General features: G+C 35.5%; 29 protein-coding genes and 1 riboswitch. Of the genes, 12 read left to right on the plus strand and 17 right to left on the minus strand.

The features are described from left to right. Positions 1-28 precede the first annotated feature (28 nt). Complete coding sequence (locus J4050_RS04590; protein ID WP_208152788.1) at positions 29-679, minus strand: TrmH family RNA methyltransferase; 651 nt, start codon at positions 677-679, stop codon at positions 29-31. A gap of 44 nt (positions 680-723) precedes the next feature. Here J4050_RS04590 and J4050_RS04595 point away from each other — a divergent pair, with 44 nt between their 5' ends. Continuing rightward, entirely contained in the window at positions 724-1,410 is a 687-nt protein-coding gene (locus J4050_RS04595) for an SIR2 family NAD-dependent protein deacylase (protein ID WP_208152789.1), read from the plus strand. Here the strand turns inward: J4050_RS04595 and J4050_RS04600 are convergent. From J4050_RS04600 to J4050_RS04615, 4 genes are all read right to left on the minus strand, one after another. Next, the gene (locus J4050_RS04600; RefSeq protein ID WP_208152790.1) at positions 1,407-1,607 is read right to left on the minus strand and encodes a helix-turn-helix transcriptional regulator; all 201 of its coding nucleotides are present in this window, start codon (positions 1,605-1,607) and stop codon (positions 1,407-1,409) included. The genes J4050_RS04595 and J4050_RS04600 overlap by 4 nt on opposite strands. Then, positions 1,607-2,056 carry a hypothetical protein gene (locus J4050_RS04605; RefSeq protein WP_208152791.1) on the minus strand — a complete coding sequence of 150 codons (450 nt, stop codon included), beginning with the start codon at positions 2,054-2,056 and terminating at the stop codon, positions 1,607-1,609. Before J4050_RS04605 ends, J4050_RS04600 begins: the two co-directional genes overlap by 1 nt. Positions 2,057-2,157: 101 nt before the next feature. Next, the gene (locus tag J4050_RS04610) at positions 2,158-3,390 is read right to left on the minus strand and encodes a glycosyltransferase (RefSeq protein ID WP_347879102.1); all 1,233 of its coding nucleotides are present in this window, start codon (positions 3,388-3,390) and stop codon (positions 2,158-2,160) included. Further along, positions 3,387-3,866: a heme-binding domain-containing protein gene (locus J4050_RS04615; RefSeq protein ID WP_208152792.1), complete on the minus strand. Its 480-nt coding sequence runs from the start codon at positions 3,864-3,866 to the stop codon at positions 3,387-3,389. Before J4050_RS04615 ends, J4050_RS04610 begins: the two co-directional genes overlap by 4 nt. Before the next feature lie 42 nt (positions 3,867-3,908). Here J4050_RS04615 and J4050_RS04620 point away from each other — a divergent pair, with 42 nt between their 5' ends. From J4050_RS04620 to J4050_RS04630, 3 genes are all read left to right on the plus strand, one after another. Beyond that, positions 3,909-4,475 (plus strand): adenylosuccinate lyase, encoded by a 567-nt coding sequence (locus tag J4050_RS04620; protein ID WP_208152793.1) that lies wholly within the window; start codon positions 3,909-3,911, stop codon positions 4,473-4,475. Between the two features lie 87 nt (positions 4,476-4,562). Further along, entirely contained in the window at positions 4,563-5,906 is a 1,344-nt protein-coding gene (purB, locus tag J4050_RS04625; protein WP_208152794.1) for an adenylosuccinate lyase, read from the plus strand. Continuing rightward, entirely contained in the window at positions 5,903-6,127 is a 225-nt protein-coding gene (locus tag J4050_RS04630) for a hypothetical protein (RefSeq protein ID WP_208152795.1), read from the plus strand. Before purB ends, J4050_RS04630 begins: the two co-directional genes overlap by 4 nt. Before the next feature lie 18 nt (positions 6,128-6,145). Here the strand turns inward: J4050_RS04630 and J4050_RS04635 are convergent, their stop codons facing one another. From J4050_RS04635 to J4050_RS04650, 4 genes are read right to left on the minus strand one after another with little or no spacing between them, the layout of a single operon-like run. Continuing rightward, entirely contained in the window at positions 6,146-6,691 is a 546-nt protein-coding gene (locus J4050_RS04635; RefSeq protein ID WP_208152796.1) for a GFO_1091 family lipoprotein, read from the minus strand. Between the two features lie 6 nt (positions 6,692-6,697). Beyond that, positions 6,698-7,270, minus strand: coding sequence for a GFO_1090 family protein (locus J4050_RS04640; protein WP_208152797.1), 573 nt, complete (start codon positions 7,268-7,270; stop codon positions 6,698-6,700). A gap of 25 nt (positions 7,271-7,295) precedes the next feature. Then, positions 7,296-7,784 (minus strand): PG0215 family putative anti-sigma factor, encoded by a 489-nt coding sequence (locus tag J4050_RS04645; protein ID WP_208152798.1) that lies wholly within the window; start codon positions 7,782-7,784, stop codon positions 7,296-7,298. Then, positions 7,771-8,280: a GFO_1088 family ECF-type sigma factor gene (locus J4050_RS04650; RefSeq protein ID WP_208152799.1), complete on the minus strand. Its 510-nt coding sequence runs from the start codon at positions 8,278-8,280 to the stop codon at positions 7,771-7,773. The genes J4050_RS04645 and J4050_RS04650 overlap by 14 nt, the downstream gene beginning before the upstream one ends. Positions 8,281-8,432: 152 nt before the next feature. On the opposite strand from J4050_RS04650, the gene J4050_RS04655 reads away from it, so the two are divergent. Further along, a complete protein-coding gene (locus J4050_RS04655) occupies positions 8,433-9,860 on the plus strand; it encodes a GFO_1087 family putative carboxy terminal peptidase (protein WP_243878550.1) in 1,428 nt (475 codons plus the stop codon). A 25-nt stretch (positions 9,861-9,885) separates the two neighbouring features. On the opposite strand, the gene J4050_RS04660 is transcribed toward J4050_RS04655, so the two are convergent. Continuing rightward, positions 9,886-11,757, minus strand: a complete 1,872-nt coding sequence (locus J4050_RS04660) for a TonB-dependent receptor plug domain-containing protein (protein ID WP_208152800.1) — start codon at positions 11,755-11,757, stop codon at positions 9,886-9,888. Positions 11,758-11,821: 64 nt separating this feature from the next. Beyond that, a riboswitch (cobalamin riboswitch) is annotated at positions 11,822-12,015 on the minus strand. A gap of 201 nt (positions 12,016-12,216) precedes the next feature. Here J4050_RS04660 and J4050_RS04665 point away from each other — a divergent pair. The 5 genes from J4050_RS04665 (at position 12,217) to J4050_RS04685 (ending at position 17,125) form a co-directional block, all read left to right on the plus strand. Continuing rightward, positions 12,217-13,356: an ABC transporter substrate-binding protein gene (locus J4050_RS04665; protein ID WP_208152801.1), complete on the plus strand. Its 1,140-nt coding sequence runs from the start codon at positions 12,217-12,219 to the stop codon at positions 13,354-13,356. 39 nt (positions 13,357-13,395) lie between these two features. Continuing rightward, positions 13,396-14,385: a FecCD family ABC transporter permease gene (locus tag J4050_RS04670; protein WP_438874712.1), complete on the plus strand. Its 990-nt coding sequence runs from the start codon at positions 13,396-13,398 to the stop codon at positions 14,383-14,385. Beyond that, complete coding sequence (locus J4050_RS04675) at positions 14,385-15,179, plus strand: ABC transporter ATP-binding protein (protein WP_208152803.1); 795 nt, start codon at positions 14,385-14,387, stop codon at positions 15,177-15,179. Before J4050_RS04670 ends, J4050_RS04675 begins: the two co-directional genes overlap by 1 nt. A gap of 75 nt (positions 15,180-15,254) precedes the next feature. Then, complete coding sequence (locus tag J4050_RS04680) at positions 15,255-16,574, plus strand: DNA recombination protein RmuC (RefSeq protein WP_208152804.1); 1,320 nt, start codon at positions 15,255-15,257, stop codon at positions 16,572-16,574. 14 nt (positions 16,575-16,588) lie between these two features. Next, positions 16,589-17,125 carry an acyl-CoA thioesterase gene (locus J4050_RS04685; RefSeq protein ID WP_208152805.1) on the plus strand — a complete coding sequence of 179 codons (537 nt, stop codon included), beginning with the start codon at positions 16,589-16,591 and terminating at the stop codon, positions 17,123-17,125. 61 nt (positions 17,126-17,186) lie between these two features. On the opposite strand, the gene J4050_RS04690 is transcribed toward J4050_RS04685, so the two are convergent. From J4050_RS04690 to rpmH, 4 genes are all read right to left on the minus strand, one after another. Continuing rightward, positions 17,187-17,948, minus strand: coding sequence for a T9SS type A sorting domain-containing protein (locus J4050_RS04690; RefSeq protein ID WP_208152806.1), 762 nt, complete (start codon positions 17,946-17,948; stop codon positions 17,187-17,189). An 11-nt stretch (positions 17,949-17,959) separates the two neighbouring features. Further along, the gene (locus J4050_RS04695; protein WP_208152807.1) at positions 17,960-18,487 is read right to left on the minus strand and encodes an ankyrin repeat domain-containing protein; all 528 of its coding nucleotides are present in this window, start codon (positions 18,485-18,487) and stop codon (positions 17,960-17,962) included. An 87-nt stretch (positions 18,488-18,574) separates the two neighbouring features. Further along, on the minus strand, positions 18,575-21,427 hold the full coding sequence (gene carB / locus J4050_RS04700; RefSeq protein WP_208152808.1) for a carbamoyl-phosphate synthase large subunit: 2,853 nt from the start codon (positions 21,425-21,427) through the stop codon (positions 18,575-18,577). A gap of 99 nt (positions 21,428-21,526) precedes the next feature. After that, positions 21,527-21,688, minus strand: a complete 162-nt coding sequence (gene rpmH / locus J4050_RS04705) for a 50S ribosomal protein L34 (RefSeq protein ID WP_208152809.1) — start codon at positions 21,686-21,688, stop codon at positions 21,527-21,529. A 153-nt stretch (positions 21,689-21,841) separates the two neighbouring features. On the opposite strand from rpmH, the gene J4050_RS04710 reads away from it, so the two are divergent. Then, on the plus strand, positions 21,842-22,420 hold the full coding sequence (locus J4050_RS04710) for a tetratricopeptide repeat protein (RefSeq protein ID WP_208152810.1): 579 nt from the start codon (positions 21,842-21,844) through the stop codon (positions 22,418-22,420). Between the two features lie 6 nt (positions 22,421-22,426). Here J4050_RS04710 and cls read toward each other — a convergent pair whose 3' ends face one another. From cls to J4050_RS04725, 3 genes are read right to left on the minus strand one after another with little or no spacing between them, the layout of a single operon-like run. Beyond that, a complete protein-coding gene (gene cls / locus J4050_RS04715; RefSeq protein ID WP_208152811.1) occupies positions 22,427-23,875 on the minus strand; it encodes a cardiolipin synthase in 1,449 nt (482 codons plus the stop codon). 3 nt (positions 23,876-23,878) lie between these two features. Further along, a complete protein-coding gene (locus tag J4050_RS04720) occupies positions 23,879-24,814 on the minus strand; it encodes a lytic transglycosylase domain-containing protein (RefSeq protein ID WP_208152812.1) in 936 nt (311 codons plus the stop codon). 49 nt (positions 24,815-24,863) lie between these two features. Further along, positions 24,864-25,526 carry an alpha/beta hydrolase gene (locus tag J4050_RS04725; protein ID WP_208152813.1) on the minus strand — a complete coding sequence of 221 codons (663 nt, stop codon included), beginning with the start codon at positions 25,524-25,526 and terminating at the stop codon, positions 24,864-24,866. Positions 25,527-25,708: 182 nt separating this feature from the next. On the opposite strand from J4050_RS04725, the gene J4050_RS04730 reads away from it, so the two are divergent. Further along, on the plus strand, positions 25,709-26,005 hold the full coding sequence (locus J4050_RS04730; RefSeq protein WP_208152814.1) for an N-acetyltransferase: 297 nt from the start codon (positions 25,709-25,711) through the stop codon (positions 26,003-26,005).

A 26,005-nucleotide genomic window follows, 5' to 3' on the forward strand; every position in this document is an offset into this window, starting at 1 on the left:
ACTTATATTTTTTGGTAATAGTTTATAATTAACTATTGTACCTCTCCACTATCGCATAGTAATCTTTTAAGGTTTTCCTTATCCAGTCAAATTTCTTGTCGATAATTTCATCTTCAGTCAACTGCCAAGATATTTTAGACTTTCGAAGTCTTGAAGTCATTTGTTGAAGTATAATTGCCGCTGATACCGAAATATTTAAACTCTCGGTAAAACCAACCATTGGTATTTTAAGAAAGACATCTGCTCCATTGACGACTGCATCCGAGAGGCCTTCGGTTTCCCTACCAAAGAAAAAACAGGCTTTGGAGCTTATATCGAAGGCATCTAAGTCACTATCATCAGCGTGAGGTGAAGTAGCTACGATACGATAGCCTTTATGTCTTAGATCTTCAATACAGGCCTTCGTTGTATTGTAACGATTTAAGTCCACCCATTTTTGGGCACCCATTGCTATCTCTCGATTAATGCGTTTTCTATTTACTTCTTCAATAATATTGACTTCTTGTATGCCGAAGACATCACAAGAGCGAATGACGGCACTAGTATTATGCAATTGATAAACATCCTCTACCGCCACGGTAAAATGTTTGGTTCTTTGAGCCAATACTGTTTTAAAGCGTTGCTTCCTGCGCTCAGTAAGATAGGATTCTAAATGGCCTAAAAGCTCTAATTTGTGCATAAACCAAAAATACACATTGTGAATATATTTCCTAATTTTATAGTATGAAACACCTTGTAGTTTTAACTGGCGCCGGAACGAGCGCCGAGAGTGGCGTAAAAACCTTTAGGGACCACGACGGACTTTGGGAAGGGCATGATGTCATGCAAGTGGCTTCTCCAGAAGGGTTTAGGGCCAATCCTGAACTGGTGTTGGATTTCTATAACCAAAGGCGACGACAACTCAAGACCGTAGAGCCTAACCAAGCCCACAAGGACCTGGCTGCTTTAGAACGACATTTTAAGGTAACTATAATCACTCAAAATGTCGATGATCTGCACGAACGTGCTGGCAGTAGTGACGTGGTGCACCTTCATGGCGAATTAAAGAAAGTGCGAAGTACCGGAAACGACCATGATGTAAGACCATGGACGGACGATTTAAATTTAGGGGATTTGTGCGATAAAGGCCATCAGTTAAGACCACATGTAGTTTGGTTCGGCGAAGCCGTACCTCAAATGGAGGTGGCCATAAAAATTTGTTATGCGGCAGATATACTGCTAATTATTGGCACAAGTATGCAGGTATACCCTGCGGCTAGCTTAATTAATTATGTACAGCCAGATACTGACATATTTTATATCGATCCAAAACCAGCTTTATCCTCCACTACTAATATTACCGTGATTTCTAGCACAGCTACCAAAGGCATTAAAGAATTTATTGGGCTGATAGAGAATGTGAAGGATTAATCATCTTTACTAAGTTTAAAAAATTCATTAACTGATTTACCGAAAACTTTAGATAACTTTAGAGCTAAGACCGTAGAGGGCACATAACGATTAGCCTCTATAGAATTAATGGTTTGGCGCGATACTCCTATTTTCTTTGCCAAATCATCTTGAGTAAGGTTTAATATGGCGCGTTCTACTTTTATAGTATTCTCCATTATCTATAACGTTTTAATACATGATAGAACATTAACTGAATCATAAGCATAAACAAAAGTACTTGGAAATCGCCTAAGTCCTTGTAAACTTCACCTCCTGAATGTACCACATTGGACACACCGTATTCTACATAAGGCATAACCAGAGCATAAATAACACCAACCACAAAAGCTATTGCATAAGACTGCGCTCTTAAACTTACAGTCATTTCATCTTCTAATTTATCCTTAGATAAAGACATAAGAAGCATGCCCACCAAAAGTGTTTTTTGTAAAATATTTTTTAACCATTCGGTCTCACTATCCATGGCAAAAGCACGTATAAACATCATTACTATTGATAGTATAACGATACCAACACCAATATTTATAAATTGATGTGACAACCTAAAGTTGATCATCTTCTGGAATTGTTTACGTTCACAATCTATTATTCTCTTTGTATTCATAATTGACAAATATATTTTATATTAAGTAAATTAAACTTTACTATATGACAAATATACTTTACATTTATAAATATACCAAATAAGGAATATCTAAATTACACTTACCTATTCTTCTCCTCTATCCATTTACTCATGTATTTAGTACTTTGCAGCGTTTGATGCTGTAGCATTTGTCCTATGAAATTCTGTTGTCTATGTGTCTCTAAATTATCCTCAAGGTGCTGTAGCGCTTTTTTAAATGTCCGTGTATGTTCGGCCTTATCAAATCTTAACTTAAGGCTTATAAATCCATTCTTAGAACTTTGCTCCCATAAATCAGTACTTGTGTACAGGTCAACAGCATTTTTGGCAAAGCCTAAAGCATCATCATTTATGAAACCATTGGGAAGCAACTCTCCAAACATCCCTTCGGCTGCAATGGGTGTCATCACACAAGGTGTGCCGTTTGTTAAGGCATCTACAATTTTACCTTTAAGACCTGCTCCAAAGCGCAAAGGTGCTAAACACACTTTTGCGTTCTTCATTACCGCATGAATATCTTCTACATAGCCCTTGATTAAAAAGCCCTCTTTCTCATTATGCAGCTGTGTTACTTTTTGACTTTCATAAGCACCATAAACATGTAATTCAGCTTCTGGTAATTGTTCTCGAATAAATGGCCAAATTTCTTGCTTCAAATACAATAACGCGTCATAATTTGGAGGATGTCTAAAATTACCAACTGTTATAAAATGTTGTCTCTCTGAATATTTGGGCAATTTATTACTATGCAATAGGTTTTGAGGAGAAATCAAAAAGGGGATATAATGCAATAAATCGGCTTCAAAATGAAGTTGGTTTCGAAGGACTTCTATTTCAGCTTCAGAGATTATTAAGCTTAAATCGCAACGGTACATGCTCGCTAACTCGCGTTTTGTGGTATCGTTTTGTAAATGCTTTATCGAAACTTCAACCTTTGCTTTTAGAGCCTGTTCTCTAGCTTTACGTAAACCATGAAAATCTTCTGTATCTAATATTCGTATTGCATTAGGGCACTGCTCTGCAACCCTCCAGCCATACTGTTCTTCGGTCATAAATCTATCAAAGAGTACAACATCTGGGTTTATTTGAAGAATAAACTCGTCAAAACTAGAATGATTAAGGGCAATAGAGTGCTTTTTAATTCCTTTAGACTTAAGATCAAACGTCTTATCAGAACTATTGGCCGCCGAGGCAAAGTGTAAATTATAATTAAAACTTTGGAACAGCTCTATCAACTGAAGCATTCGCTCTCCAGCTGCCGAACTTGTTGGTTCTGGCCAAACAAAACCAATAATCAAAAGCTGTTTTATCACTCAGCTTCTTTTAGAAAGACATATTTTATCCGTGCTACCTTCACCCATTCCTCAATTGCAGCTATTTGGTCTTGAGATAAATCGGCATCTTTGTGAGTCCAAGTGTAACTTGGCAAGGGCATTTCTTTTTCTTCTACCTCTTCTGCTAGCTCCTCAAGTTTATGGTCTTTCTTTTTATCGGAATACTCATTCCATTTAGACGCATTAAAATGTTTTTTACCATCAACAACGTGATCGTTTAGCCAATAATTCACAGGCGTTATGTTGTTATACCAAGGATAACGTGTATAATCACTATGACAATCAAAACAGTTATTTTTTAGTATGGCCTTGACATCCTCAGGAGGATTTGTATCCATTAAAAAATGCTCTACACTAGCGAGGTCGCCTTCGTTCTTAGGTGGGCCAAAAAATTGAGCAAGCAACAATACGAGTAAAACGGCAAAGGCCAATTTCTTTAAAAGTTTTTTTATCATTTTATTTTAGCTAAATTCAAGAGTCTAAAAGTAATAAACCTTTTGAAAAAAGTCCAACTTTACAACCAATTAAAAACTGTTGATGCCACCAGAAAAAAACGGCTAGAACATGCAAATTTTATATTAGACGATACCAGCTTAATCAAACCTTTAATGGATATAGTGTTTATGGTAGACGATATAGTATCTCCGAAGGCAGCTTGGGTTTTTGAGTTTGTTTGTGCCAAAGACCTAAGTCTTCTTAGGCCACATATGGAATATTTTACGGCACATCTCACAAAAGTTCATTTAGATTCAGCTGTTAGACCAATTGCAAAGGTTTGTCTATTTCTTGTTGATGAGCATTATACAGACCCATTAGAAAATCATACGATTGAACTTAATCTTAAGCAGAAAGAGTCTATTACCGAAGCGTGTTTTAATTGGCTCATACATGATGAAAAAGTAGCGCCTAAAGTTTATGCGATGCAATGCTTATTTCTATTGGGACACGAATTTGATTGGATACATCCAGAATTGATACTAATCCTAGAAAAAGACTACCATCATCAGACAGCTGGGTTTAAGGCCAAGGCCAGGCATATAATGACGGCTTTAAATAAGCATTAAATTTTATTTAATGGTTTAAACTTATAGGGTTACACTTTATACTTACGCGTGACTTCCCTATCTTTGAGGCTTCAAATTTTATATATAATGGTTGTATCTGCATTAAATGCAATTTCCCCAATAGACGGTAGGTATCGTTCTAAGGTTGAAGTCCTTTCAAAATATTTTTCAGAAGAAGCATTGATTAAATACAGAGTTCTTGTTGAGATAGAATATTTTATCGCGCTTTGCGAACTACCCTTACCACAACTTTCGGGAGTATCGGCAGATATTTTTGCAGACTTAAGAGCCATTTATAAGAAATTTACAGCTATTGATGCCTCGGCCATTAAAGAGATAGAAAAGACAACTAATCACGATGTTAAGGCCGTAGAATATTTTATTAAAGAGAAGTTCGATGCCTTAAACCTTTCAGAATACAAAGAGTTCATACATTTTGGTCTTACCTCGCAGGATATTAACAATACAGCTATTCCGTTAAGTATTAAAGAGGCCGTGAATGATGTTTATGTGCCTGAATACTTCAAGGTATTAGAAACGCTCAACGGACTTGCCAAAGAATGGGCCAATATACCTATGTTGGCTCGTACTCATGGCCAACCGGCTTCACCAACGCGTTTAGGGAAAGAAATCGATGTATTTGCCGTAAGACTAAAAGAACAATTTAATCTTTTAAACGATATTCCAAGTGCTGCTAAGTTTGGCGGTGCCACAGGAAATTTCAACGCCCATAAAGTGGCATACCCGAATATTGATTGGAAAGCATTTGGAACACAGTTTGTTCAAGAAAAGTTCGGGCTACAGCACTCATTCCCTACAACCCAGATTGAGCATTACGACCACATGGCTGCACTTTTTGATGCCTTAAAGCGTATAAATACAATTATCATTGATTTAGATCGAGATATCTGGACATACGTCTCAATGGATTATTTTAAGCAAAAAATTAAAAAAGGTGAGGTAGGAAGTTCTGCAATGCCGCACAAGGTTAACCCTATAGATTTTGAAAACAGCGAAGGCAACTTAGGCATCGCCAATGCTATTTTTGAACACTTATCAGCAAAATTACCTATCTCCAGACTTCAGCGTGATTTAACCGACAGTACTGTACTAAGAAATGTTGGAGTTCCTTTTGGACACACGCTAATTGGATTTAAGTCTACGCTTAAAGGATTAAGTAAGCTCTTGTTAAACAAGTCTAAATTTGAAGCTGATTTAGAAAATAATTGGGCAGTGGTTGCTGAGGCCATTCAAACCATACTTAGACGAGAGAATTACCCTAACCCGTACGAAGCTCTAAAAGGTCTAACACGCACCAACGAAGCAATTACACAAAAATCCATGGCTGATTTTATTGATGGTCTAAACGTGTCGGATACCATAAAAACAGAACTTAAAGCTATAAGCCCAAGTAATTATACTGGAATATGAAATTCATCTCATTAAACAGAAATTATCTAGCCCTCATTTTTGTTGCTTTAATCGTACTAGGTTTTTTTGCGGCTGGGCTTGCCAAGACCTTAGATTATGTTATAATTAAAGTGCTTTTGTTTGGTGGCTTCTTGGCTACAACTATAGTAGCAATAGGTTATGGTATTAGTAATAGCCAAATAAAAAATCGCCTTGACCAAAGCCAAGACGATTTAGATTAACATTCTAAATATCACAGATTATTTAAAAAAATCTGTAAGTTCTTTAAGTTGGGAATCCTCAATATTTGCATTTTGAAGAACGCTTTGTAAGGTCATTAGTTTTTTGGCATTCATATCATTACCCAATACACGAGCTATAACAAATCCTTGATCATTAGCATTACCAAAGAGAATAAGCTCATCAATATTTTCTACATCGCCCAAGAATTTTACAACGAATTTTCCGTCTACACTATTTCCTCCTCTTATTAGTTCATCGTATTTATCATCTTTTAAGATATTATTTACCCTTCTCAATTCACCTTGAAACTCGTCTGTACTCAAACTATCTGCTTTGTAAGCCAGGACGTTTAATTTATCTACAGATTCATACGCTTCGCGCTGTTCTTCTGTTAGCTCTATATTTTCTACATCTATAACACTGGCAGGCACATCTAGGCTGATGAAACCTGATTGCATTTCATTATCTACAAAGTAAGTTTGCAAAGTTGGACCTTGATCACAGCTTGTAAACACTGTAATCAAGATCACTACTACTGTTAATTTTTTGATTGATTGTATCATTAGATTTTAATTTTTCTGCTTTTCTGCTTTTTTCAATTGATCACCTCCTGGAATATCCATTTGATTAGTAATCTTAGACACTTGTCTTAAGTCTATATCACCTGTAAGGCTTAATAGCACTGTTTCAATTTCACGTTTTTTACCGTTAATTTCGATGTTCTGATCTTTAGTCAACTCTTTTAGGCCGCTCACAAACATTAGTAATTCTTTTACGTGATTTTCATCTTTACCTTCTTTGACATAAAATTTTACTGTTTGATCACCATCCTTTACACGCATTAACTCTTCTAATTGAGATGATTTTAAATACTTTGTTACAGTAGCCTTCATATCTGCTGATACAGCTTCATCGTCCGTGGTAAAAACCTTAAGACCTGTTATTTTTTTGATCATATCCATATACTGCTGACCTTCAGGATCATCCATGTCTATATCAATACTCGCAATCATGCTAAACATTTTCTGATTAACAATAACCGAAGCTACTTTTGCGTTATCCTCGAATTTATCGAATATGCTCTGTGCTCCAGATAAAAACGGCGCTGCTATTAAGGCAACAATTACAATTACTTTTTTCATAATTTCTTTAAATTTTACTTTTGTGTTACTTGTTTTTAAATATTCTGTTTTTTGTTTTGGTAAATTCTCCCAGCATACTGGCACTCTCAATACCTTGGTCTAAATTTTCTCCAACCATTGATAATGCGCCGAGCTGTTGTTTACCTTCATTCATTCCTATAGAAAGCAAGTTTAAAGCTTCCATAGTTTTGTTATAAGCCAATTCTGCTTCTCGCTTTTCCTCGGCTGTTGGACCCATGATATTTGGTATCATTAATCCAAGCATTAGAACCGTTACTGCTGCGACTGAAATCCACTGATATAATCGTATCGTTTTCGTAGTTTTTAGTGGAACGTCTTTGGTATACTGTTCTTCCTGCGCACTAGAAAAGAATTGAAACAGTGGCTTATAATGTGCCAAATGATCAGCTACATTGTCACCTGTAAAATAAGCTCTTAATTGTGCTTCTTCCTTTAGTGAAGTTTCACCATTGTTGTACTTTTCTAGTAATTTTTCTATACTATTTAACACCATAATTGTGTGTATTAGTTAATTTTTGTCTTATTGTTTTTCTTGCTCTAGATAATGCCACTCTAATGGCTGTTTCGTTCATCTCTAACATTTTAGAGATTTCTGCAAAATCATACTGTTCAATATCTCTTAGCTGTACAATAATCTTTTGTTGTTCTGGTAAATCTTCAATAATTTTAGACACCCAATTTAGACTATCTCCAACCTCAACTTGCCTCTGTAACGACGCACTAGAATCTGTATAATTACTATGAACAATTTTTAAATTTTGAGCTTGTTTAGATTTCAATCTGTCTAAACAAAAATTCTTTGTCATGGTCATTGAGAAGGCTTCAACATTTTTATAATCCTCAATCTTTTCCTTATTTTTCCATAACTTCAACAGGATTTCTTGTGTAGCGTCCTCTGCCTCCTCACGAGACACTAGCAGCCTTTTAGCTAATCGAAATACCTTATCCTTAAAGGGCATCACTATGTTAACAAAATCAGCCTGTTTCATTTCTTTTTTTGATTGGTTGTAAAAGCGTTTTTACTCGCCTTCAATGTTACGACGACGCACCATACATTTTGTTACAATTTTTTTTTAATTACAATATTGTAAGTAATTTTAGTGTTTTATAGACTATAAAGAAAAGCAGATTAAAAAAAGTTATGATGAAAAAGTTGAATTTAGTCCTAGCATTGGCATTGGTATTGGTTACAACGACCAGTTGCTTTGAAGATTTTGATGATAATGCCACACCAACTATTAATATAAACGATTTTGTTTGGAAGGCCATGAACGCTACCTATTTGTATAAATCCGAAATTCCGGATTTAGCAGATACCCGATTTAATACTGATGAAGAGTACTCTGAATACCTTAACTCTTTTTCCTCTCCTGAAGCTATTTTTGGATCCTTATTATATCTTCCTCAAACCGTTGACAAATTTAGTAGGATTTATGACAATTATTTCGATATCCTAAATGCACAAGAAGGTACAACCCTAACCAAAGGATTTGAGTTCAATTTATATCTTGTCCCAGGAAGTGAAACAGAAATCTTTGGAGCCGTAACACTCGTTCTCAATAATAGTGTTGCTGACAATGCAGGCTTGCAAAGAGGAATGATATTTAGGGCAGTTGACGGGGAACCTTTAACCTTGTCTAATAGAGTTAGCCTTCTCAGTCAAAACTCATATACTTTGAATTTTGCCGACTACGATACTAACGGAACAGAAGATATTATTGAGGATGATACTGTTATTCTCAATGGAGTGAGTTTAAACCTAACTGGTGAGGTTTATACCGAAAATCCAGTACATATTGCTGAGACTATTAATGTTGAAGGCACACAAATTGGCTATTTGATGTACAATTCCTTTAATAACAATTTTGATAGCCAGTTAAATAATGCATTCGCTGGATTTGCAGCTGATAATGTCAGTGAACTGGTCGTAGACTTAAGGTATAATGGTGGTGGCTCAGTACAGACTGCGGTATATTTAGCAAGTATGATTACGGGACAGTTTCAAGGAGAAATCTTTTCAAAGTTGTTTTATAATGATAATCTGTCTGAAAATGACCGAGACTATTTATTTGCTGTTTCAATAGAAGGCACAGGTATTATAAACAGTCTAAATTTAAACAAGGTTTATGTTTTAACAACTAATGCAAGAACGGCTTCTGCCAGTGAGCTTCTCATAAATAGTTTAAGACCTTATATTGATGTAGTGGTCATTGGAGAAAATACGGTTGGAAAAACACAAGCTTCTATTTTAATGTTTGATTCTCCTGGTCTGTTTACACCAGAAGATGCAGACCCTACTCATACATATGCGCTACAACCACTCGTCGCCAATTCCGTAAATGTAAATGAAGTAGCGGTCCCTTCAGATGGCTTAGCTCCAGATTTTTTCTTAAGGGAGGTTTCTTTTAAACTTGGAACCTTAGGAGACGTCAATGAACCTTTATTAGCTCAAGCTATCGCAGATATTACAGGAGCTGGCATTCAACTATTTGATGATTATAGGCTTGAAAATTCAGTTACTATAAGTCCATTTCTTGGGCCAATTGAACAAAGTATGTTTATTGAGTAAAGAAAGTCTACAAAAGAGGTTTCTCTTACAGATTTAAATCAAATCCTAAACTTACATTTCTACCAAGAGTGGAATAACCTAAAATTTCAGTGTAATTCTCATTAAGGATATTATCAAGGTTAATAAATACCTTCATTTTATCCTGTATGATTTTTTTTCTGAATTGCAGATTAAACAAAGAAAATGGCTTCAATTCTACATTCGAGAAGTTCGAAAAATCAATATCTGTTCTGCTACCAACATATTGATACTGCAGTGATGCAAACATACTTTTTGAAAAACTAAACTCAATAAATGCATTTGCTTTATGTTTAGGAACGCGAAGCCTTATACCGTCCTTAATTTCTGTAAAGGTATAATTGGCTGTAAGCGTAACATTTTTAAACGTCTGCCATTCAGCTTCAAATTCTAATCCCTGAACTGTTGCGTCTTCCGTTGCGTTTTCGTAAGCTGTCGTGAAGATAATTGTGTTCTCTTCTACACGATTAAAATAGACAGAACTAAGCCTAAGACCTCTGTTGTTATTATATTCTAAACCCCCTTCAAGAGTACGGTTTTCTTCTGGCTCTAAATTAGGATTAGGACCAAAGAAACCAAAAAGCTGAGACAGATTTGGAGCAATAAATGATGTGGCATAAGATCCAAAAATCTTAGTATAACCTTCAGCATGTTTCAAAGCATAAGATGGATTAAGGTTATAAACAAATTGAGAACCGTAAGTACTGTGGTTATTTAAACGTAGTCCAGCGTTCATGGTTAATCCAAAATCAGAAATATAAACTAAATTAAGGTAGGGGTCAGTTGTAGTGAAACTTTCTTCTTTATTAAATTCACTTCTATAGTCGCCGTAGTTAAAACCCAAAATCGTATATAGTTCATCATCAATAGTGTATTTATTGAATGCGTCTACTACGAGGCTCTTAGCATTATTTTGGGTTGAATTGCCGGAGATAGTCTCCCGTGAAATGCCTGTAAAAGCTGCATTGATTTCAAAACTGCCTCGGTTATAAGTAAATTTTGGAGAAATACCAACACGTGTTTGTTCAGAATTAAACTGGTCATCTGTATCCGCTAATGAAAAATTTGGTGGTGGGAAGCCATCAATTCCGGTTTTAAATCTGTCATAACTCGCATAAGCTGTTATCTTAAAATGATTGTTAAGGGTATATCCCAATTTCATATTGGTGTTGTACCTAGAAAAAGGGTCGACCTCAGGATTTTCTGATTGGGCAGCAGAGAGTCCATCACTAAATTGATTACCAAAACTCGCTAGGTAACTAAATTTATCTAAAGTGCCATTAACGGAAACACTATTGGTAAAACTCTGCACATTGTAGTTTTGGTTATCTTGGGTCTGATTGGTTCCAATAACACTCAAAAAACTACCAGAGATAGTATCATTAGAAGCCTTTTTGGTTGTAATATTTATAACAGCTGCAGCTGCAGAATTACCATATAATGTACTGGCCGCTCCTTTGATAATTTCGATAGATTCAATAGTGTTTAAATTTAATAGTCTCAAGTCAAAATCATTGCTAACCAATGACGGGTCATTCACCTGTAGGCCGTCAATCAGAACTAATACCTGTCGATTATTTCCGCCTCTAACAAAGTAACCTAGATTCTGTCCAGCGACGCTTCGAGACCCATTAATTTCAATACCACTCTTGGTATTGATTAATTGAGCTACACTTCTGCCCTGATTTTTTTCAATTTCTGACTTAGAAATTTTAATCACGGTTTTACCTGAGTTTTCTCGTTTGAGTTCAAATCTAGAGTCCGAAACCACGACTTCTTGCAGATTCTGAACCTTTAGAGCTTCTGATTTTTTCTGGGAGTACCCAATGGAGAGCATACCTATACTTAGGATGCCACAAAACAATGATGTCTTGCTCATTCTTTTAATTAATTGTTCGAGAACATACAGCGAACTATACGTAAACTTTTATCCCGAAAGTTTGACTTATATGTTGAAATTGGCAGGTCTCCTGACTTGCGTCTTGCTATTGGTCTTCCCAGATTGTTATCCAGTGACTTTGAAGGTAATAACAAGCGTTTTAGCTTACAGTTGCGGGAACAGTTCTGGATTCTCACCAGATTCCCTTTTAATCCAAAATGCTAATGCATTATGGAACCAGATTTCGTCGCGAAATTAATTTAAATAAATTAAAAAGAAGATAAACTATTAATCCTTTTTCTTTTGCAGTTTGTAAATCAAATAGATAAATCCTACTAAAAAATGAAGCAAGATGATTCCTGCAACAATATATAATGTTAAATTTGAATCGGCTCTCATAGAAAGATTTTCATTAAAAATAAATCTAATCGTTGAAGCTTATTGTTACTAAGGTTACATATGACACTTTATAGAATTTTAGTCTTGCTGCTTCTTTTGTCTTCTTGCCGTAATGAAGCGTCTAAATCATTAGAAAAAGGTGCTGAAGGCATTGCGAGCACACTTAAATATGCCGAAGGATTTTCAGTTGCATATTTTAAAAATTATAAGGTTATAACAGTTTCTAGACCATGGCCAGATGCGAAAAAAAAATATCAATATGTTATACTAAATGAAGGGTATATCGCAGAAAAACTAAGCAATGAATCTTTTGATGCTGTTATAGAAAGTAATGTAAATGACATAGTAGTAACCTCAACAACACACATCCCACATTTAGAACTACTTGAAGCAGAAGAAACGCTTGTGGGCTTTCCTGGCACTGATTATATTTCTTCAGATAAAACAAGAGCTCTGATTTCTAATGGACAAGTTCGCGAATTGGGGAAAAATGAAAGTATTAATACCGAGGTACTTCTAGACATAAACCCTGATGTTGTTGTTGGATTTGGCGTAGAAAGTGTAAACAAGGCCTTTGAAACCATTAAAAAGGCCGGTATACCTGTTATTTATAATGGTGATTGGGTAGAATCTTCTCCTTTAGCCAAAGCCGAATGGATTAAGTTTTTTGGTGTTTTATTCAACAAGGAAAAAAAAGCGGATTCCATATTTAATCGCATTGAAAAAAACTATTTAGAAGCCAAAGACCTAGCTAAAGAAGCGAAATATCGACCTACAGTCCTCAGCGGTGCCATGCACAAGGATGTATGGTATCTGCCCAATGGCGCTAGTCCAGAAGCACAGTTTATAAAGGATGCTAATGCAAACTATTTATGGGCTGACACCAATGGAAACGGGAGTTTGGCCTTAAGTTTTGAAATCGTCTATGACAAGGCCAAGACCGCCGATCTCTGGTTAAGTCCTTCTTACTATACATCTCTTAATCAACTCAAGGAAGCCAGTAGCTTATATACTAATTTTGAAGCTTATAAAGAGCAGGCGGTTTTTAGTTTTTCGGGAACAATAGGTAAAACAGGAGGCGTATTATACTATGAAATCGGCACGGCAAGACCAGATTTAGTATTAAAGGATATCATTAAAGTTTGTCACCCGGAATTATTAGAGGATTATCAAACCTCGTTTTTTAAACAACTTAAATAATTGATTAAAGAATCCTCATATCGTTTACAATTTGCATTGATGGCTTTAGCGGTTCTGGTCTGCTTTATCATTAATATAAGTTTTGGTTCATTGAGTATACCTTTGAAAAGTATTTTTTCAAGTTTGGCCGGAAATGAAGCTAATTCTACTTGGAGTGTTATTGTTACGGATTATAGATTACCTAAGGCAATAACTGCAATTTTAGTTGGCTCTGGTTTAGGTATTTCGGGTTTACTTATGCAAACCCTTTTTAAAAACCCACTAGCAGGTCCTTTTGTTTTGGGTATTAGCTCTGGTGCAAGCCTTGGTGTGGCGTTAATAATATTAGGTTCTGGCCTTTTTGGAGGTGTTTTAGCAGCTGCCTTAGTGTCCAAATGGAGTATTGTAATAGCTGCTAGTTCAGGAAGTTTCTTGGTTCTTTTGGCGGTTTTAGCCGTATCTAGCAATGTAAGAGATACCATGGCCATTTTAATCATTGGGTTAATGTTTGGAAGCATTACCGCTGCCGTAGTAAGTGTCCTTTCTTATTTTAGCTCAGCCGAACAATTACAGCAATACGTTTTTTGGGGATTCGGTAGTCTAAGTAATTTATCTTGGAGTGAAGTTTCAATTTTCTTCACAATTTATGGTATTGGACTCGTCTTGAGCATTTCCTCCATAAAAGCTCTGAATAGTTTACTTCTGGGAGATAATTATGCTAAAAGCCTAGGATTAAACCTTAAGCAAAGTAGATTTGTAATTATTATAGCCACAAGTCTTATTGCTGGCACAATAACAGCTTTTGCCGGTCCAATCGCATTTATAGGGTTGGCAATTCCGCATTTAACACGGCAAATATTTAGAACTTCTAATCACAAAATATTGGTTCCGGCAGTATTTTTAATGGGAGCCATCGTAATGTTACTTTGCGATAGTATTGCCCAAGTTCCTGGAACTGATTACACCTTACCTATAAATGCCATAACAGCTTTGGTTGGTGCACCTGTAGTAATTTGGCTACTGGTTAGACAAAGAAAGATGATGTTTTAATGAGAGTGAGTAATTCAAATAGTATTTTAGAAGTCAAAGACTTGTCAATAGGATATAAGTCCAAAAGAGAGGTTACGATTATTGCTTCTAACATTAATTTTCAGCTGGAGAAAGGCCAACTTATTGGGCTTGTTGGAGCTAATGGTATTGGAAAGTCTACCTTATTACGAACCTTAATCAAAATACAGCCACCTTTAAATGGCGAAATTCGTTTAAACGGAAACCCGCTTCAAGACACCTCATCCATAGCTTTAGCGCAACAATTAAGCATTGTTTTGACGGAGCAATTGGTTTCTAAAAATCTTACGGTTTATGATTTGATTGCTTTAGGCAGATATCCTTACACCAACTGGATTGGCAAACTACAACCTAATGATATTGATACTATTGATAAAGCCATTGACATGGTTAAAATCAATGAACTAAAACACCGTAAATGCTACGAATTAAGTGATGGACAACTACAGAAAGTTATGATAGCTAGAGCATTAGCGCAAGATACTGATATCATTATATTAGATGAGCCCACCACACACTTAGATATGTACCATAAGGCCTATATCCTTAAGTTACTGCAACGATTAACAAAAGAAACCCAAAAAACCATTTTATTCTCATCTCATGAAATTGAATTGGCTATTCAGCTTTGTGATGAAATGATAGTTATGCAGAAAAATGAGGTTGTACACGACCAACCGTGTAATTTAATTTCGGATGAGGTGTTTGAAGCTTTATTTCCAAATGATTTAATTTCCTTCGACAAATCTACAGGTAGCTTTAGAGTAACCAAATAATTCTGTATTCTTTAAATTGTTTTTTTACTGATTTAAACATTAAAATTTATCTTTGATAAAACGACAAATTGAAACATGAGCGATACCCTCATTCTTTTTATAACTATAATTGTTTCTGCCGGAATTGGAGCATTCATTGGATTAAAATTTGCCCAGCTTAAGAGTAAAGCTGACGAAAGTACCATGGAAGAACGTCAACTCCAACTTAACAATACTATTAGTCAACTAAACGAGAATATCAATAAAGTTGAAACTGAACGAGAGCAGATTAGACAAGATAAAGAGTTCTTAAATTCTGAATTATCACGTCGTAATGCAGAACTAGAAAATCTTCAACAACACAACCTAAAACGCGATGAAGAGTTAGCCAAGCAGCAAGAACAGTTAAGAAAGGATTTTGAACTCATGGCATCAAAAATTCTTGATGAAAAATCTGAGAAATTCACGCTTCAGAATAAAGAGAATATTAAGAACATTTTAAATCCATTAGAAGAAAAAATAAAAACCTTTGAAAAGAAGGTTGAGGATACCCAAAAAGAAAATATTAGCATGCACTCTGCCTTAAAGCAGCAGCTTTTAGGTTTAAAGGACCTCAATCAACAAATGGCTAAAGAGGCTACTAACCTCACCAAAGCATTAAAAGGCGATAGCAAGACCCAAGGAAATTGGGGTGAATTGGTATTAGAAAGGGTATTGGAGAAATCTGGACTAGAAAAAGACCGCGAGTATTTTGTACAACAAAACTTTCAAAGGGAAGATGGCTCTAGAGTGATGCCAGACGTGGTTTTGCATCTGCCAGATTCAAAGAAAATGATTATCGACTCCAAAGTCTCCTTAACAGATTATGAGCGTTTGGTCAACGCAGATGATGAAGAACGCCTAATACATTTAAAGGCTCATGTAAATTCAATTAAAAAACATGTGGATCAGTTATCTGCTAAAAACTATCAAGACCTGTACGATATAGAATCACCAGATTTTGTCTTGATGTTTATCCCTATTGAGCCAGCATTCGCAGTTGCTATAAATGAAGATAATACGCTCTATAATAAAGCCTTTGAACAAAATATTGTTATCGTAACACCGTCTACCCTTTTAGCTACGCTACGGACTATTGATACTATGTGGAACAACGAGAAACAACAACAAAATGCTATTGAAATTGCAAAACAAGCCGGAGCACTATATGATAAGTTTGAAGGATTGGTGAACGATTTGACAGGAGTAGGCAAAAAAATCGATGCCGCTAAAACAGACTACTCTTCTGCAATGAACAAATTAGTTGAAGGAAAAGGCAATCTAATTTCTCGTGTTGAAAAGATTAAAAAAATGGGTGCTAAAGCTAAAAAATCACTTCCTGAAAATATCATAAAACGAGCGACTGAAGATGACTGATAAATCCAATTCGTATGTTTAAAACCGTTGAAGAATCAAGAGTAGAAATATCACAGCTCATGCTGCCTTCCTTTACTAATTTTGGTGGTAAGATTCACGGTGGCTATATTTTAGGCTTAATGGATCAGATTGCCTTTTCTTGTGCTTCTAAACATTCGCAAGGGTATTGTGTTACCGCTTCAGTAGATAAGGTCAATTTCTTAAATCCCATAGAAGTAGGTGAGCTTGTAACCATGAAGGCTTCAATAAATTACGTTGGTACCTCGTCCATGGTGGTTGGCATTCGCGTTATATCCGAAAACATTAGAACAGGCAAAACCAAACATTGTAATTCATCCTATTTCACTATGGTAGCACTTGATGACTCCGGAAAAACCATTAAGGTGCCTGGCTTAAAACTTAAAACCAAAATAGATGCCAAGCGCTTTATAAAGGCCATAAAACGAAGAGAAAGTGAATCAGAAAAAAATAAAACCTTAAGCTTAGTCTATAAAAATGTAGACAACTATTTAGATGAACTCAAAAACTACAGAGTCCAAATTGATTTCTAAATAAAAAAAGCCTTTTCAAAACTGAAAAGGCCATTAGCTTTTATAATATAGATTATAAGTCTTACTGTTTTATAAATCGTTTGGTTTGGGTAGACTGCCCATCGGTAACTTTAACAAGATAAATTCCGCTTTTCCAGTTAGAGACATCAACCAAAGATTCTAATTGAGTAATTACACCCTGGTAAATTTTCTTTCCTAAAACATCATAAACCGTTAAACTCATGTCCGATTTAACACTCGGTATTCTTAGTTTCAAACTACTTCTAGCTGGATTTGGTGATATTACGAATTTAGGCAATTCAAACTCATCTTGGGAAAGCGTTAAGGATTCTGTTGTCATCCCTCTATTTTGAGCATGCCAAGCAAGCACAAAATCATCAAATCTTGAATAGGCCCATACAAGGTTAATTGATGTATCTGATGTTCTGAATACATAATCGTTAGCATCTCCTGTATCTCTAGCACGTGTTGCAATCAATGTTCTTATACCAGAATTTACGGTGTTTGAACTCACACTCCAATCTTGACTAGAATCTAAATCTGGAACAGAACCAATACCAATGAAATTCCTATCGGTTAATGTTGTTCCATCAAATATTACCACATCCTTACCAGCTGTCATAGAAGCGGCGTCAAAGCCTATTCCAAGCCATCTAGTTTCTGGCCCAACTAATGTTAATGTGACTTGAGCATCTGTTATATCTAATTGAGCACTATAGACAATTGACCCGTCGTTAGAAAGCTCAATTAAACCAGTTGTACTGACTTGAGCAGCACCAATAAAAGAGAAAAGCACAAGTAGAAAAATAGTAATTTTTTTCATATTTGGGTATTTTAATGTTCTGTATTTTTTAAAAGTTTAATAATTTCTTTGTTATGGGCAATTTCAGCATAATCTATAGGCTTTCGGTCTTTTTTGTCCTTTATGCTCGCATCAGCACTATTATTTAATAACAATCTCACCATATTACTATTATCTAGCATCACAGCGTAGTGCAAATTAGAGGTTCCATTAGCATCTGTTATGTTTGGGTCAGCACCTAATTTAAGTAACACCTCAGCCAAATCCTTATGACCCCGAAATACAGCTGCCATTAAAGGAGTTCCGTAATCACCATTAACATTTAAATCCTTCACCTTATTTGCTAAATAAACTGCTACTTCTTTATTACCATGATAGCATGCAATAGTTAAAGGGAAATAACCTTTATCATTGGCAATATTTAAGCTTTTTGGTTCTTTTATCAAAAATGACTTTAACTCTTCAACTCCTCCGTTTCTGGCAATATCATAGATACTTATTTCTTGACCAAATACACCTAAACTTATTAAAGTAAAAAATAAAAATAGTTTACAATTCAAATAACAGGTCTTATTTTAAGAACTTAATAAATACTAAATTAGAAATTATTGCTTAATAATTACTTTTTTCAGAAAAAAAAGAGGGTTTTACTTACTCAAATACATCTTACGTCTAGCATATAAATCATAAAACTCATCATCTTTTAAACTATCTATGAATAAGATACTTTCTCCAGTACTCTTCATTTCAGGGCCTAATTGCTTATTAACATTGGGGAATTTATTGAAAGAGAATACAGGCTGCTTTATGGCATAACCCTCTAACTGCGGGTTAAATTCAAAATCTGTTACTTTCTTTTCCCCCAGCATAACCTTTGTTGCATAATTCACATAAGGCTCTCCATATGCTTTGGCAATAAATGGTACTGTTCTAGAAGCTCTTGGGTTAGCTTCAATAATATAAACGGTATCGTCCTTTATGGCAAATTGGATATTAATTAAGCCTACCGTGTTTAAAGCCAATGCAATTTTCTTTGTATGATCTTTAATTTGTTGCATTACAAACTCCCCTAGATTAAAAGGTGGTAATGTTGCATTACTATCACCTGAGTGAATACCACAGGGCTCTATATGTTCCATGATACCAATGATATAGACATTTTCACCGTCGCAAATGGCATCAGCCTCAGCTTCAATAGCACCATCTAAGTAATGATCTAATAACAATTTATTACCCGGAATAGATTTTAGCAAGTCAATAACGTGCTCTTCTAATTCTTTTTTATTGATAACGATCTTCATGCCTTGCCCTCCAAGTACGTAAGACGGCCTTACCAAAATTGGAAAATTGAGTTCGTCAGCAACCTTTAAGGCCTCTTCAGCGGACTCGGCTGTATCAAATTGTGGATAAGGAATATTATTTTCTTTTAATAGTGTAGAAAAGCTTCCTCTATCCTCTGCCAAATCCAAAGATTGATAGCTTGTCCCCATGATTTTAACACCGTAACGATCTAATTTTTCAGCTAGCTTTAAAGCCGTTTGACCTCCAAGTTGAACAATAACACCTTCTGGTTTTTCATGCTGAATGATATCGTAAATGTGTTCCCAAAATACAGGCTCAAAATAGAGCTTATCAGCGATATCAAAATCTGTTGAAACGGTTTCGGGGTTACAGTTAATCATTATGGTTTCATAATCACATTCTGCTGCTGCAAGTACACCATGAACACAACAATAGTCAAATTCAATCCCTTGTCCAATTCGATTTGGTCCTGATCCTAAAACTATTATTTTCTTTCTATCCGTCACTACACTTTCATTATCAACAGTGACCGTGCCATCTGGATATTGTACTTCACTTTCAAACGTAGAATAATAGTATGGGGTTTGGGCTTTAAATTCGGCAGCACAGGTATCTACCAATTTATAAACACGATTTATATTGAACTCCCGCCGCTTGTTATAAACCTGACTTTCTAAACAATCGAGCATATGCGCTATCTGCCTGTCTCCATAGCCTTTCTGCTTGGCTTCTAACAATAGTTCGCGCTCAATAGTTTCAATTTTATAGGTGGAGATTTCCTTCTCTAGATGGAACAATTCCTCATATTGTTTGAGGAACCACATATCTATTCTCGTAATCTCATGGATACGACTCAATGGTATTCCCATTGCAATAGCATCATAAATTACAAATACGCGATCCCAACTCGCGAATTTTAGTTTTTCTATAATTTGCTCGTAATTCTTGTATCCCTTTCCATCAGCGCCTAAACCATTTCTTTTGATTTCTAAGGATTGTGTAGCCTTATGCAATGCCTCTTGGAAGGAACGACCTATGGCCATAACTTCACCAACGGCCTTCATTTGAAGTCCAAGCGTTCTGTCCGAACCTTCAAACTTATCAAAGTTCCAGCGTGGTATCTTCACAATCACATAATCCAAGGTAGGTTCAAATAATGCTGATGTAGATTTGGTAATTTGATTACTCAATTCGTCCAGCGTATAACCTAATGCCAATTTAGCCGCTATTTTCGCTATTGGGTAACCTGTTGCTTTACTTGCTAAGGCAGAAGATCGAGATACCCTTGGATTAATTTCAATGGCAATGATTTCTTCTTCTTCATCTGGACTTACAGCAAACTGTACATTACAACCACCAGCAAAATCCCCAATACTACGCATCATATGAATGGCCATATCGCGCATTTTCTGAAATGTTTTATCTGATAAGGTCATTGCTGGAGCTACAGTTATAGAATCGCCCGTGTGAATTCCCATGGGATCCATATTCTCAATCGTACAGATAATAACAACATTGTCGTTCTTATCGCGGAGTAACTCTAATTCATATTCTTTCCAACCCAATAGTGCTTTATCGATCATGACTTCATGAATCGGAGAAATCTCTAGTCCACGGGTTAAGGATTCATCAAATTCCTCCTCGTTATAAACAATTGAAGCTCCTGCTCCACCAAGTGTAAAGGACGCTCTAATACATAAGGGAAATCCAAACTCTTGCGCAATTTCTTTCCCTTTCAAATAGGATGTTGCTGTTTCTTGTGGTGCCATGCCAACACCAATCTTACCCATTAAATCCCTAAACTGCTCTCTATCTTCAGTAATATTTATGGCATCAATATCCACACCTATAATCTCTACACCAAAATCTTCCCAAATGCCCTTCTCATCTGCTTCAATACAAAGATTTAAGGCCGTTTGGCCTCCCATTGTTGGTAAAACCGCGTCAATTTGAGGATGTTCCTTTAAGATTTTTAAAATAGACTTTGTGGTTAATGGCAATAAATACACGTGGTCGGCCATGGTTGGATCTGTCATTATCGTTGCTGGATTAGAATTGATCAAAATAGTTTCAATTCCATCTTCCCGAAGTGAACGCAGGGCTTGTGAACCAGAATAATCAAATTCACATGCTTGACCTATTATTATTGGACCAGAACCAATTAAAAGGATAGATTTTAAATTTTTATTTTTTGGCATGAAGTTATTTTTTTCGGTGTGTAAAAATAGTTATCAATAGGGTACAAAAAAAGGCGTTACACCTAAGTAACACCTTTAAATATTAACAATTGTTAATCATTATTTTTTATGTCTTGCTTCTGAAGATACAGACAATTTCTTTCTTCCTTTAGCTCTTCTACGTGCTAATACTTTTCTTCCGTTGACAGATGCCATTCTCTCTCTGAAACCGTGCTTATTTCTTCTTTTACGCTTTGACGGTTGAAACGTTCTTTTACTCATTGTCTTATATCTTTAAACTGCGTTAGCTTTATTAATTAAGGCTAGTTTGAAAACTGCGTGCAAATATACAACAAGTTTTTACTTTCACAAGAGCTCTAATAAAATATTTTTAATAGTTTTTGTTACCTTTGCCCACTCTAAAAATTAAGACTAATGTTCAATAAAAATATAAAATTAATAATCGCTGCATTAATAATCGCATATGCCATTTATCAATTCACTGAAGGATATATTGGCAATGGTATTATGTATATTTTGCTATCTACGATATTCATTTTTCTTTATTTCAAGAATGAATTAATTCTACTTGCTTTTTTGAGATTGCGCAAGCAAGACTTTCCTGGTGCAAAAAAGTGGTTAGATAAAATTAAAAATCCCGAAGGCGCTCTCGTTAAAAAACAACAGGGCTATCTTAACTATTTAAATGGTATTATGGTTTCCCAAACCAATATGAATGATGCGGAAAAGTATTTTAAGAAAGCTATTAATTTAGGGTTATCCATGGACCATGATTTAGCAATGGCCAAATTAAACTTGGCTGGTATTGCATTTACAAAAAGACGCAAACAAGAAGCGCAAAAACTACTATCTGAAGCGGAAAAACTAGATAAAAGAGATATGCTTGCTGAACAGATAAAAATGATGAAGCAACAAATGAAAAAAGCGTCTATTCCGAAACAGCAATATGGGCAACCTACATCGTCGAGACAGAATAGAAGAAGTAGACGTTAATTGCCCTTACAAAAGCGGTGCTAATAATTTAGAAAGGGATTCTATGAATTTTTGGGCAATAGGTCTATCTATCCAGTTATCTAAATATAACTGCTCCGCCTCTTTAATATCCTGCTGAAATTGTTCTTTCAGTGTGTAACTCGTCTCTTTGTCGTAAATGAAAGCGTTGACCTCAAAATTGATGTCAAAACTGCGATAATCCATATTAGCAGTACCAACTGAACAAATTTCATCATCTAACACCATAGTCTTGGCATGAATGAATCCCTTTTCATAACGGTAAACCTCCACGCCAGCCTCTAAAACAGTTTTCAAGTATGAATTTGTTGCGGAACCCGAAATCCATGAGTCTGATTTTTTGGGAATAAGCAGCTTAACATCTATTCCACTCCTAGTTGCGATTTGAAGCGCAGCTAGTATTTCATCATTTGGAATAAAATATGGAGTTGTAATGTAGATATACGATCGTGCTGCCATTATTGCCGCAAAAACGGCCTCCATAATATTTGGCCAATCAGTATCTGGACCACTAGAAGTAATTTGCACACCAGCCCTATTATTTGGTTTATGCTTAGGGAAATAGAATTCTGACAATTTTACCGGTTCATTCTGAACAAAATCCCAAGTAGTAAAAAATAATATCTGCAATGGCTTAACAGCCTCACCTTCAATCCGTAAATGCGTATCGCGCCAATATCTAGATTTGCCATCATTTATGTAATGATCTGCAATGTTAACACCTCCTAAAAAGCCAATTTTACCATCGATTATTAAAATTTTACGGTGATCTCTGTAGTTCATTTTCCCTGTTAGTCCAGAGAATAAAACAGGCATAAATGGGTGGTGCAGTACACCAGCCTCATTAAGCTTATTCTTGTTTGTTGAAGAAATGTTACTGCCAACATCATCATACACCAATTTTACCTCAACACCCTCCTGTGCTTTTTTACAGAGTATTTCAATAACTTCATTACCGATAACATCATCTTCAATGATGTAATATTCCATATGTATGTGATGCTCTGCAGCTCTCAAGTCTCTCAGAAAAACTTCAAACTTCTCTTCCCCATTAATTAATATTTGTAGGTTATTATAAGTTGTGAGTTTAGATTTTTCGCTATTGTGTATAAGCTTGTAAAGTTTAGATTTTTCTTGAAGTATTTCTTCAACTTCGTCTTCCTCTTCTTCGTTAAGACTCAACTCGTTCAATATTTTTTGAACTACTTTTTGATCTAAAACATTCTTACGGTTAAAGATTTTGGTTTTTCTGTAGTCTTGACCAAATAAGACATAAACCACCAAACCTAAAAAAGGAACAAGCAATAAGACCAAAATATAGCTAATAGTCTTACTAGGATTTAATTGTTTAAATAGAATAACAAATATGAGAACAACGGCCAATACATAATTTGCTATAACTAAAAATGACCATATATGAGATGTGAAATAATCCAAAGCCTATGGCTTAGATAGGTAGTAGCCTTTTTCTGGAATCTGAATGGTGTATTCTTTTTGAGTTTTATTATTTAGATGTTTTTCTCTTAACCAAGGGTTATGTAATTTCAATATTTTGTAATTGATGTCAAAGCCATGGGCAAATTTCGTGAAATCGGTTATCGCTGAATCTACTTTTACGTCGTAAGTTGGAATAGGTCTGTATAAATCTGAAGGATTAAAATTAAAACCATAGCGCGTTGGATGGTTTAAGATCTCTTTTAAAGCAACTATTCTAAAAATATAACGACCCGTTTCTTCTCCAAGCAATAAATCGTAATAATCCTTAACATCTTGGTCTTCTAATCGTCTTGAAATTCCTGCCACTCCCGCGTTATAGGATGCAGCTGCTAATGTCCAGGAACCGAACTTTTCCTGGGCTTCTTTTAAGTAAGTACAGGCAACCTCAGTTGCCTTTTCTAAATTATAGCGCTCGTCCACGTTAGAGTTTATCTCCAAGCCGTTTTCACGACCTGTAGCCTTCATTATCTGCCAAAAGCCTCTTGCTCCAGCTGGAGACACAGCATTGGTTAAACCACTTTCTATGACAGCGAGGTACTTAAAATCTTCTGGTACGCCATTTTTTTCTAAAATAGGCTCAATGATTGGGAAATACTTTTGAGCGCGCTTAAACATAAGCAAACCATTGGACTGCCAATAGGTATTAACCAGTAACTCCCTATCCATACGCTCATAGATATCAGGATTTTCAATGGGTAATTCTTCACCCGAAAAGTTCAACCCCATGGGCATTTCTAATGCATAGACGTTATAATCATTGATTATGGGTTTTTCTTTACCAAAAGTTTCATCTGAAGGTGCTTTTTGCATTGAGAATATTAAAAGACCAAAAATAGCCACTAGACCAATTGCTGCAAGTAGGTTCTTAAGTAGTTGCATAACGTTTAATTTTTTCTAAATGTAAGTAAACTATTTATTTCTTTCAAATTCAACACTCTATGAGCTTTGGTAAATTTTCATTAAACCATTTGAATTTGTTAATTATCATAATATGTGTACCACCTTTAACAACGATACATTCACCTTGGCATGAGTGAGGAAATACCAAATCTTTGTCACCGTGAATATATATGGCCTCAGGATTTGGCTCATCTTGGTTCCAGCACACTATCTGCTCGATGGACCAATCTAAATAGGTCTTATCAGTTACAGAAAGGTATTTTTTGTATAAATCAACTCTTTTTTTAATTGTTTCTCCAAAAGCGTACTTTGCTAATAAATCTATATTGCTCACCAACTGTGTTGGCAAAACTTTATAGGCTTTAGTGTACTTTAATAGTTTTAAGCGTTTAGGCAGTTCGTGATGCGATTTAACGCTAGATACAACAAAAAGTTTTTTAAGATTAAGGAATTTAGCCATTTCTTGCACCAACATTCCTCCAAATGAGACACCAAGCAACACGGAATTATCATACTCTATAAAATTGCACATACGTTTTGCATAGCAAGAAAGACTCTCGTTCTTTTGAGGTATTTGCCACTCTAACCAATGAATACAATAGCGGTCTTCTGGAAGTTTGATATTTTCAAATATTGAAGGATTAGCTGCCATTCCTGGCATTAAATAAACATGTGTAATTTGGTTGCTCATACTCCTTAACTTCTAATATTTCGCCTAATGGCACAAGTATATTAAGCATCTCAACCACCTGCCAGCCCCCTGTTTTAACACTTGGAAATAAGCACTTTGCTTATTTTTTTGTACCTTTGCCCTGCAAAACTATATAATTATATAGTATCTACACGCCAACCGCAAATTAAAATAATATAATTATGACAGAAACTGCCGAATTGATTGACAACGATTTTTTACGTCAATTTGAATTAAAGGTTGACGATGACATGGCTGTTATCGAGTATTCCCTCCAAGAACGAAAGATATTCTTAACCAAAATTGTGATTCCAGATACCATTAACTCTGAAGATTTTGAAAAAGAATTTTTAGCCATGGTATTTGATAGTATAAAAGAACGTAACATCAGTGTAGTCCCTACAAGTCCTCAGATTGCTAAATTTGTAAGAAGAAACAGAAAATATAAAAGAATGCTTCCGGTAGGCATTCGTATATAG

It is taken from the genome of Winogradskyella pelagia (genome assembly GCF_017581965.1).
GTDB classification, from domain to species: domain Bacteria; phylum Bacteroidota; class Bacteroidia; order Flavobacteriales; family Flavobacteriaceae; genus Winogradskyella; species Winogradskyella pelagia.

Coding starts and splice junctions, on each gene's coding strand:
- J4050_RS04590 (WP_208152788.1), bottom strand. CDS start 679: ATGCACAAATTAGAGCTTTTAGGCCATTTAGAATCCTATCTTACTGAG.
- J4050_RS04595 (WP_208152789.1), top strand. CDS start 724: ATGAAACACCTTGTAGTTTTAACTGGCGCCGGAACGAGCGCCGAGAGT.
- J4050_RS04600 (WP_208152790.1), bottom strand. CDS start 1,607: ATGGAGAATACTATAAAAGTAGAACGCGCCATATTAAACCTTACTCAA.
- J4050_RS04605 (WP_208152791.1), bottom strand. CDS start 2,056: ATGAATACAAAGAGAATAATAGATTGTGAACGTAAACAATTCCAGAAG.
- J4050_RS04615 (WP_208152792.1), bottom strand. CDS start 3,866: ATGATAAAAAAACTTTTAAAGAAATTGGCCTTTGCCGTTTTACTCGTA.
- purB (WP_208152794.1), top strand. CDS start 4,563: ATGGTTGTATCTGCATTAAATGCAATTTCCCCAATAGACGGTAGGTAT.
- J4050_RS04630 (WP_208152795.1), top strand. CDS start 5,903: ATGAAATTCATCTCATTAAACAGAAATTATCTAGCCCTCATTTTTGTT.
- J4050_RS04635 (WP_208152796.1), bottom strand. CDS start 6,691: ATGATACAATCAATCAAAAAATTAACAGTAGTAGTGATCTTGATTACA.
- J4050_RS04640 (WP_208152797.1), bottom strand. CDS start 7,270: ATGAAAAAAGTAATTGTAATTGTTGCCTTAATAGCAGCGCCGTTTTTA.
- J4050_RS04645 (WP_208152798.1), bottom strand. CDS start 7,784: ATGGTGTTAAATAGTATAGAAAAATTACTAGAAAAGTACAACAATGGT.
- J4050_RS04650 (WP_208152799.1), bottom strand. CDS start 8,280: ATGAAACAGGCTGATTTTGTTAACATAGTGATGCCCTTTAAGGATAAG.
- J4050_RS04655 (WP_243878550.1), top strand. CDS start 8,433: ATGATGAAAAAGTTGAATTTAGTCCTAGCATTGGCATTGGTATTGGTT.
- J4050_RS04660 (WP_208152800.1), bottom strand. CDS start 11,757: ATGAGCAAGACATCATTGTTTTGTGGCATCCTAAGTATAGGTATGCTC.
- J4050_RS04665 (WP_208152801.1), top strand. CDS start 12,217: ATGACACTTTATAGAATTTTAGTCTTGCTGCTTCTTTTGTCTTCTTGC.
- J4050_RS04670 (WP_438874712.1), top strand. CDS start 13,396: ATGGCTTTAGCGGTTCTGGTCTGCTTTATCATTAATATAAGTTTTGGT.
- J4050_RS04675 (WP_208152803.1), top strand. CDS start 14,385: ATGAGAGTGAGTAATTCAAATAGTATTTTAGAAGTCAAAGACTTGTCA.
- J4050_RS04680 (WP_208152804.1), top strand. CDS start 15,255: ATGAGCGATACCCTCATTCTTTTTATAACTATAATTGTTTCTGCCGGA.
- J4050_RS04685 (WP_208152805.1), top strand. CDS start 16,589: ATGTTTAAAACCGTTGAAGAATCAAGAGTAGAAATATCACAGCTCATG.
- J4050_RS04690 (WP_208152806.1), bottom strand. CDS start 17,948: ATGAAAAAAATTACTATTTTTCTACTTGTGCTTTTCTCTTTTATTGGT.
- carB (WP_208152808.1), bottom strand. CDS start 21,427: ATGCCAAAAAATAAAAATTTAAAATCTATCCTTTTAATTGGTTCTGGT.
- rpmH (WP_208152809.1), bottom strand. CDS start 21,688: ATGAGTAAAAGAACGTTTCAACCGTCAAAGCGTAAAAGAAGAAATAAG.
- J4050_RS04710 (WP_208152810.1), top strand. CDS start 21,842: ATGTTCAATAAAAATATAAAATTAATAATCGCTGCATTAATAATCGCA.
- J4050_RS04720 (WP_208152812.1), bottom strand. CDS start 24,814: ATGCAACTACTTAAGAACCTACTTGCAGCAATTGGTCTAGTGGCTATT.
- J4050_RS04725 (WP_208152813.1), bottom strand. CDS start 25,526: ATGAGCAACCAAATTACACATGTTTATTTAATGCCAGGAATGGCAGCT.
- J4050_RS04730 (WP_208152814.1), top strand. CDS start 25,709: ATGACAGAAACTGCCGAATTGATTGACAACGATTTTTTACGTCAATTT.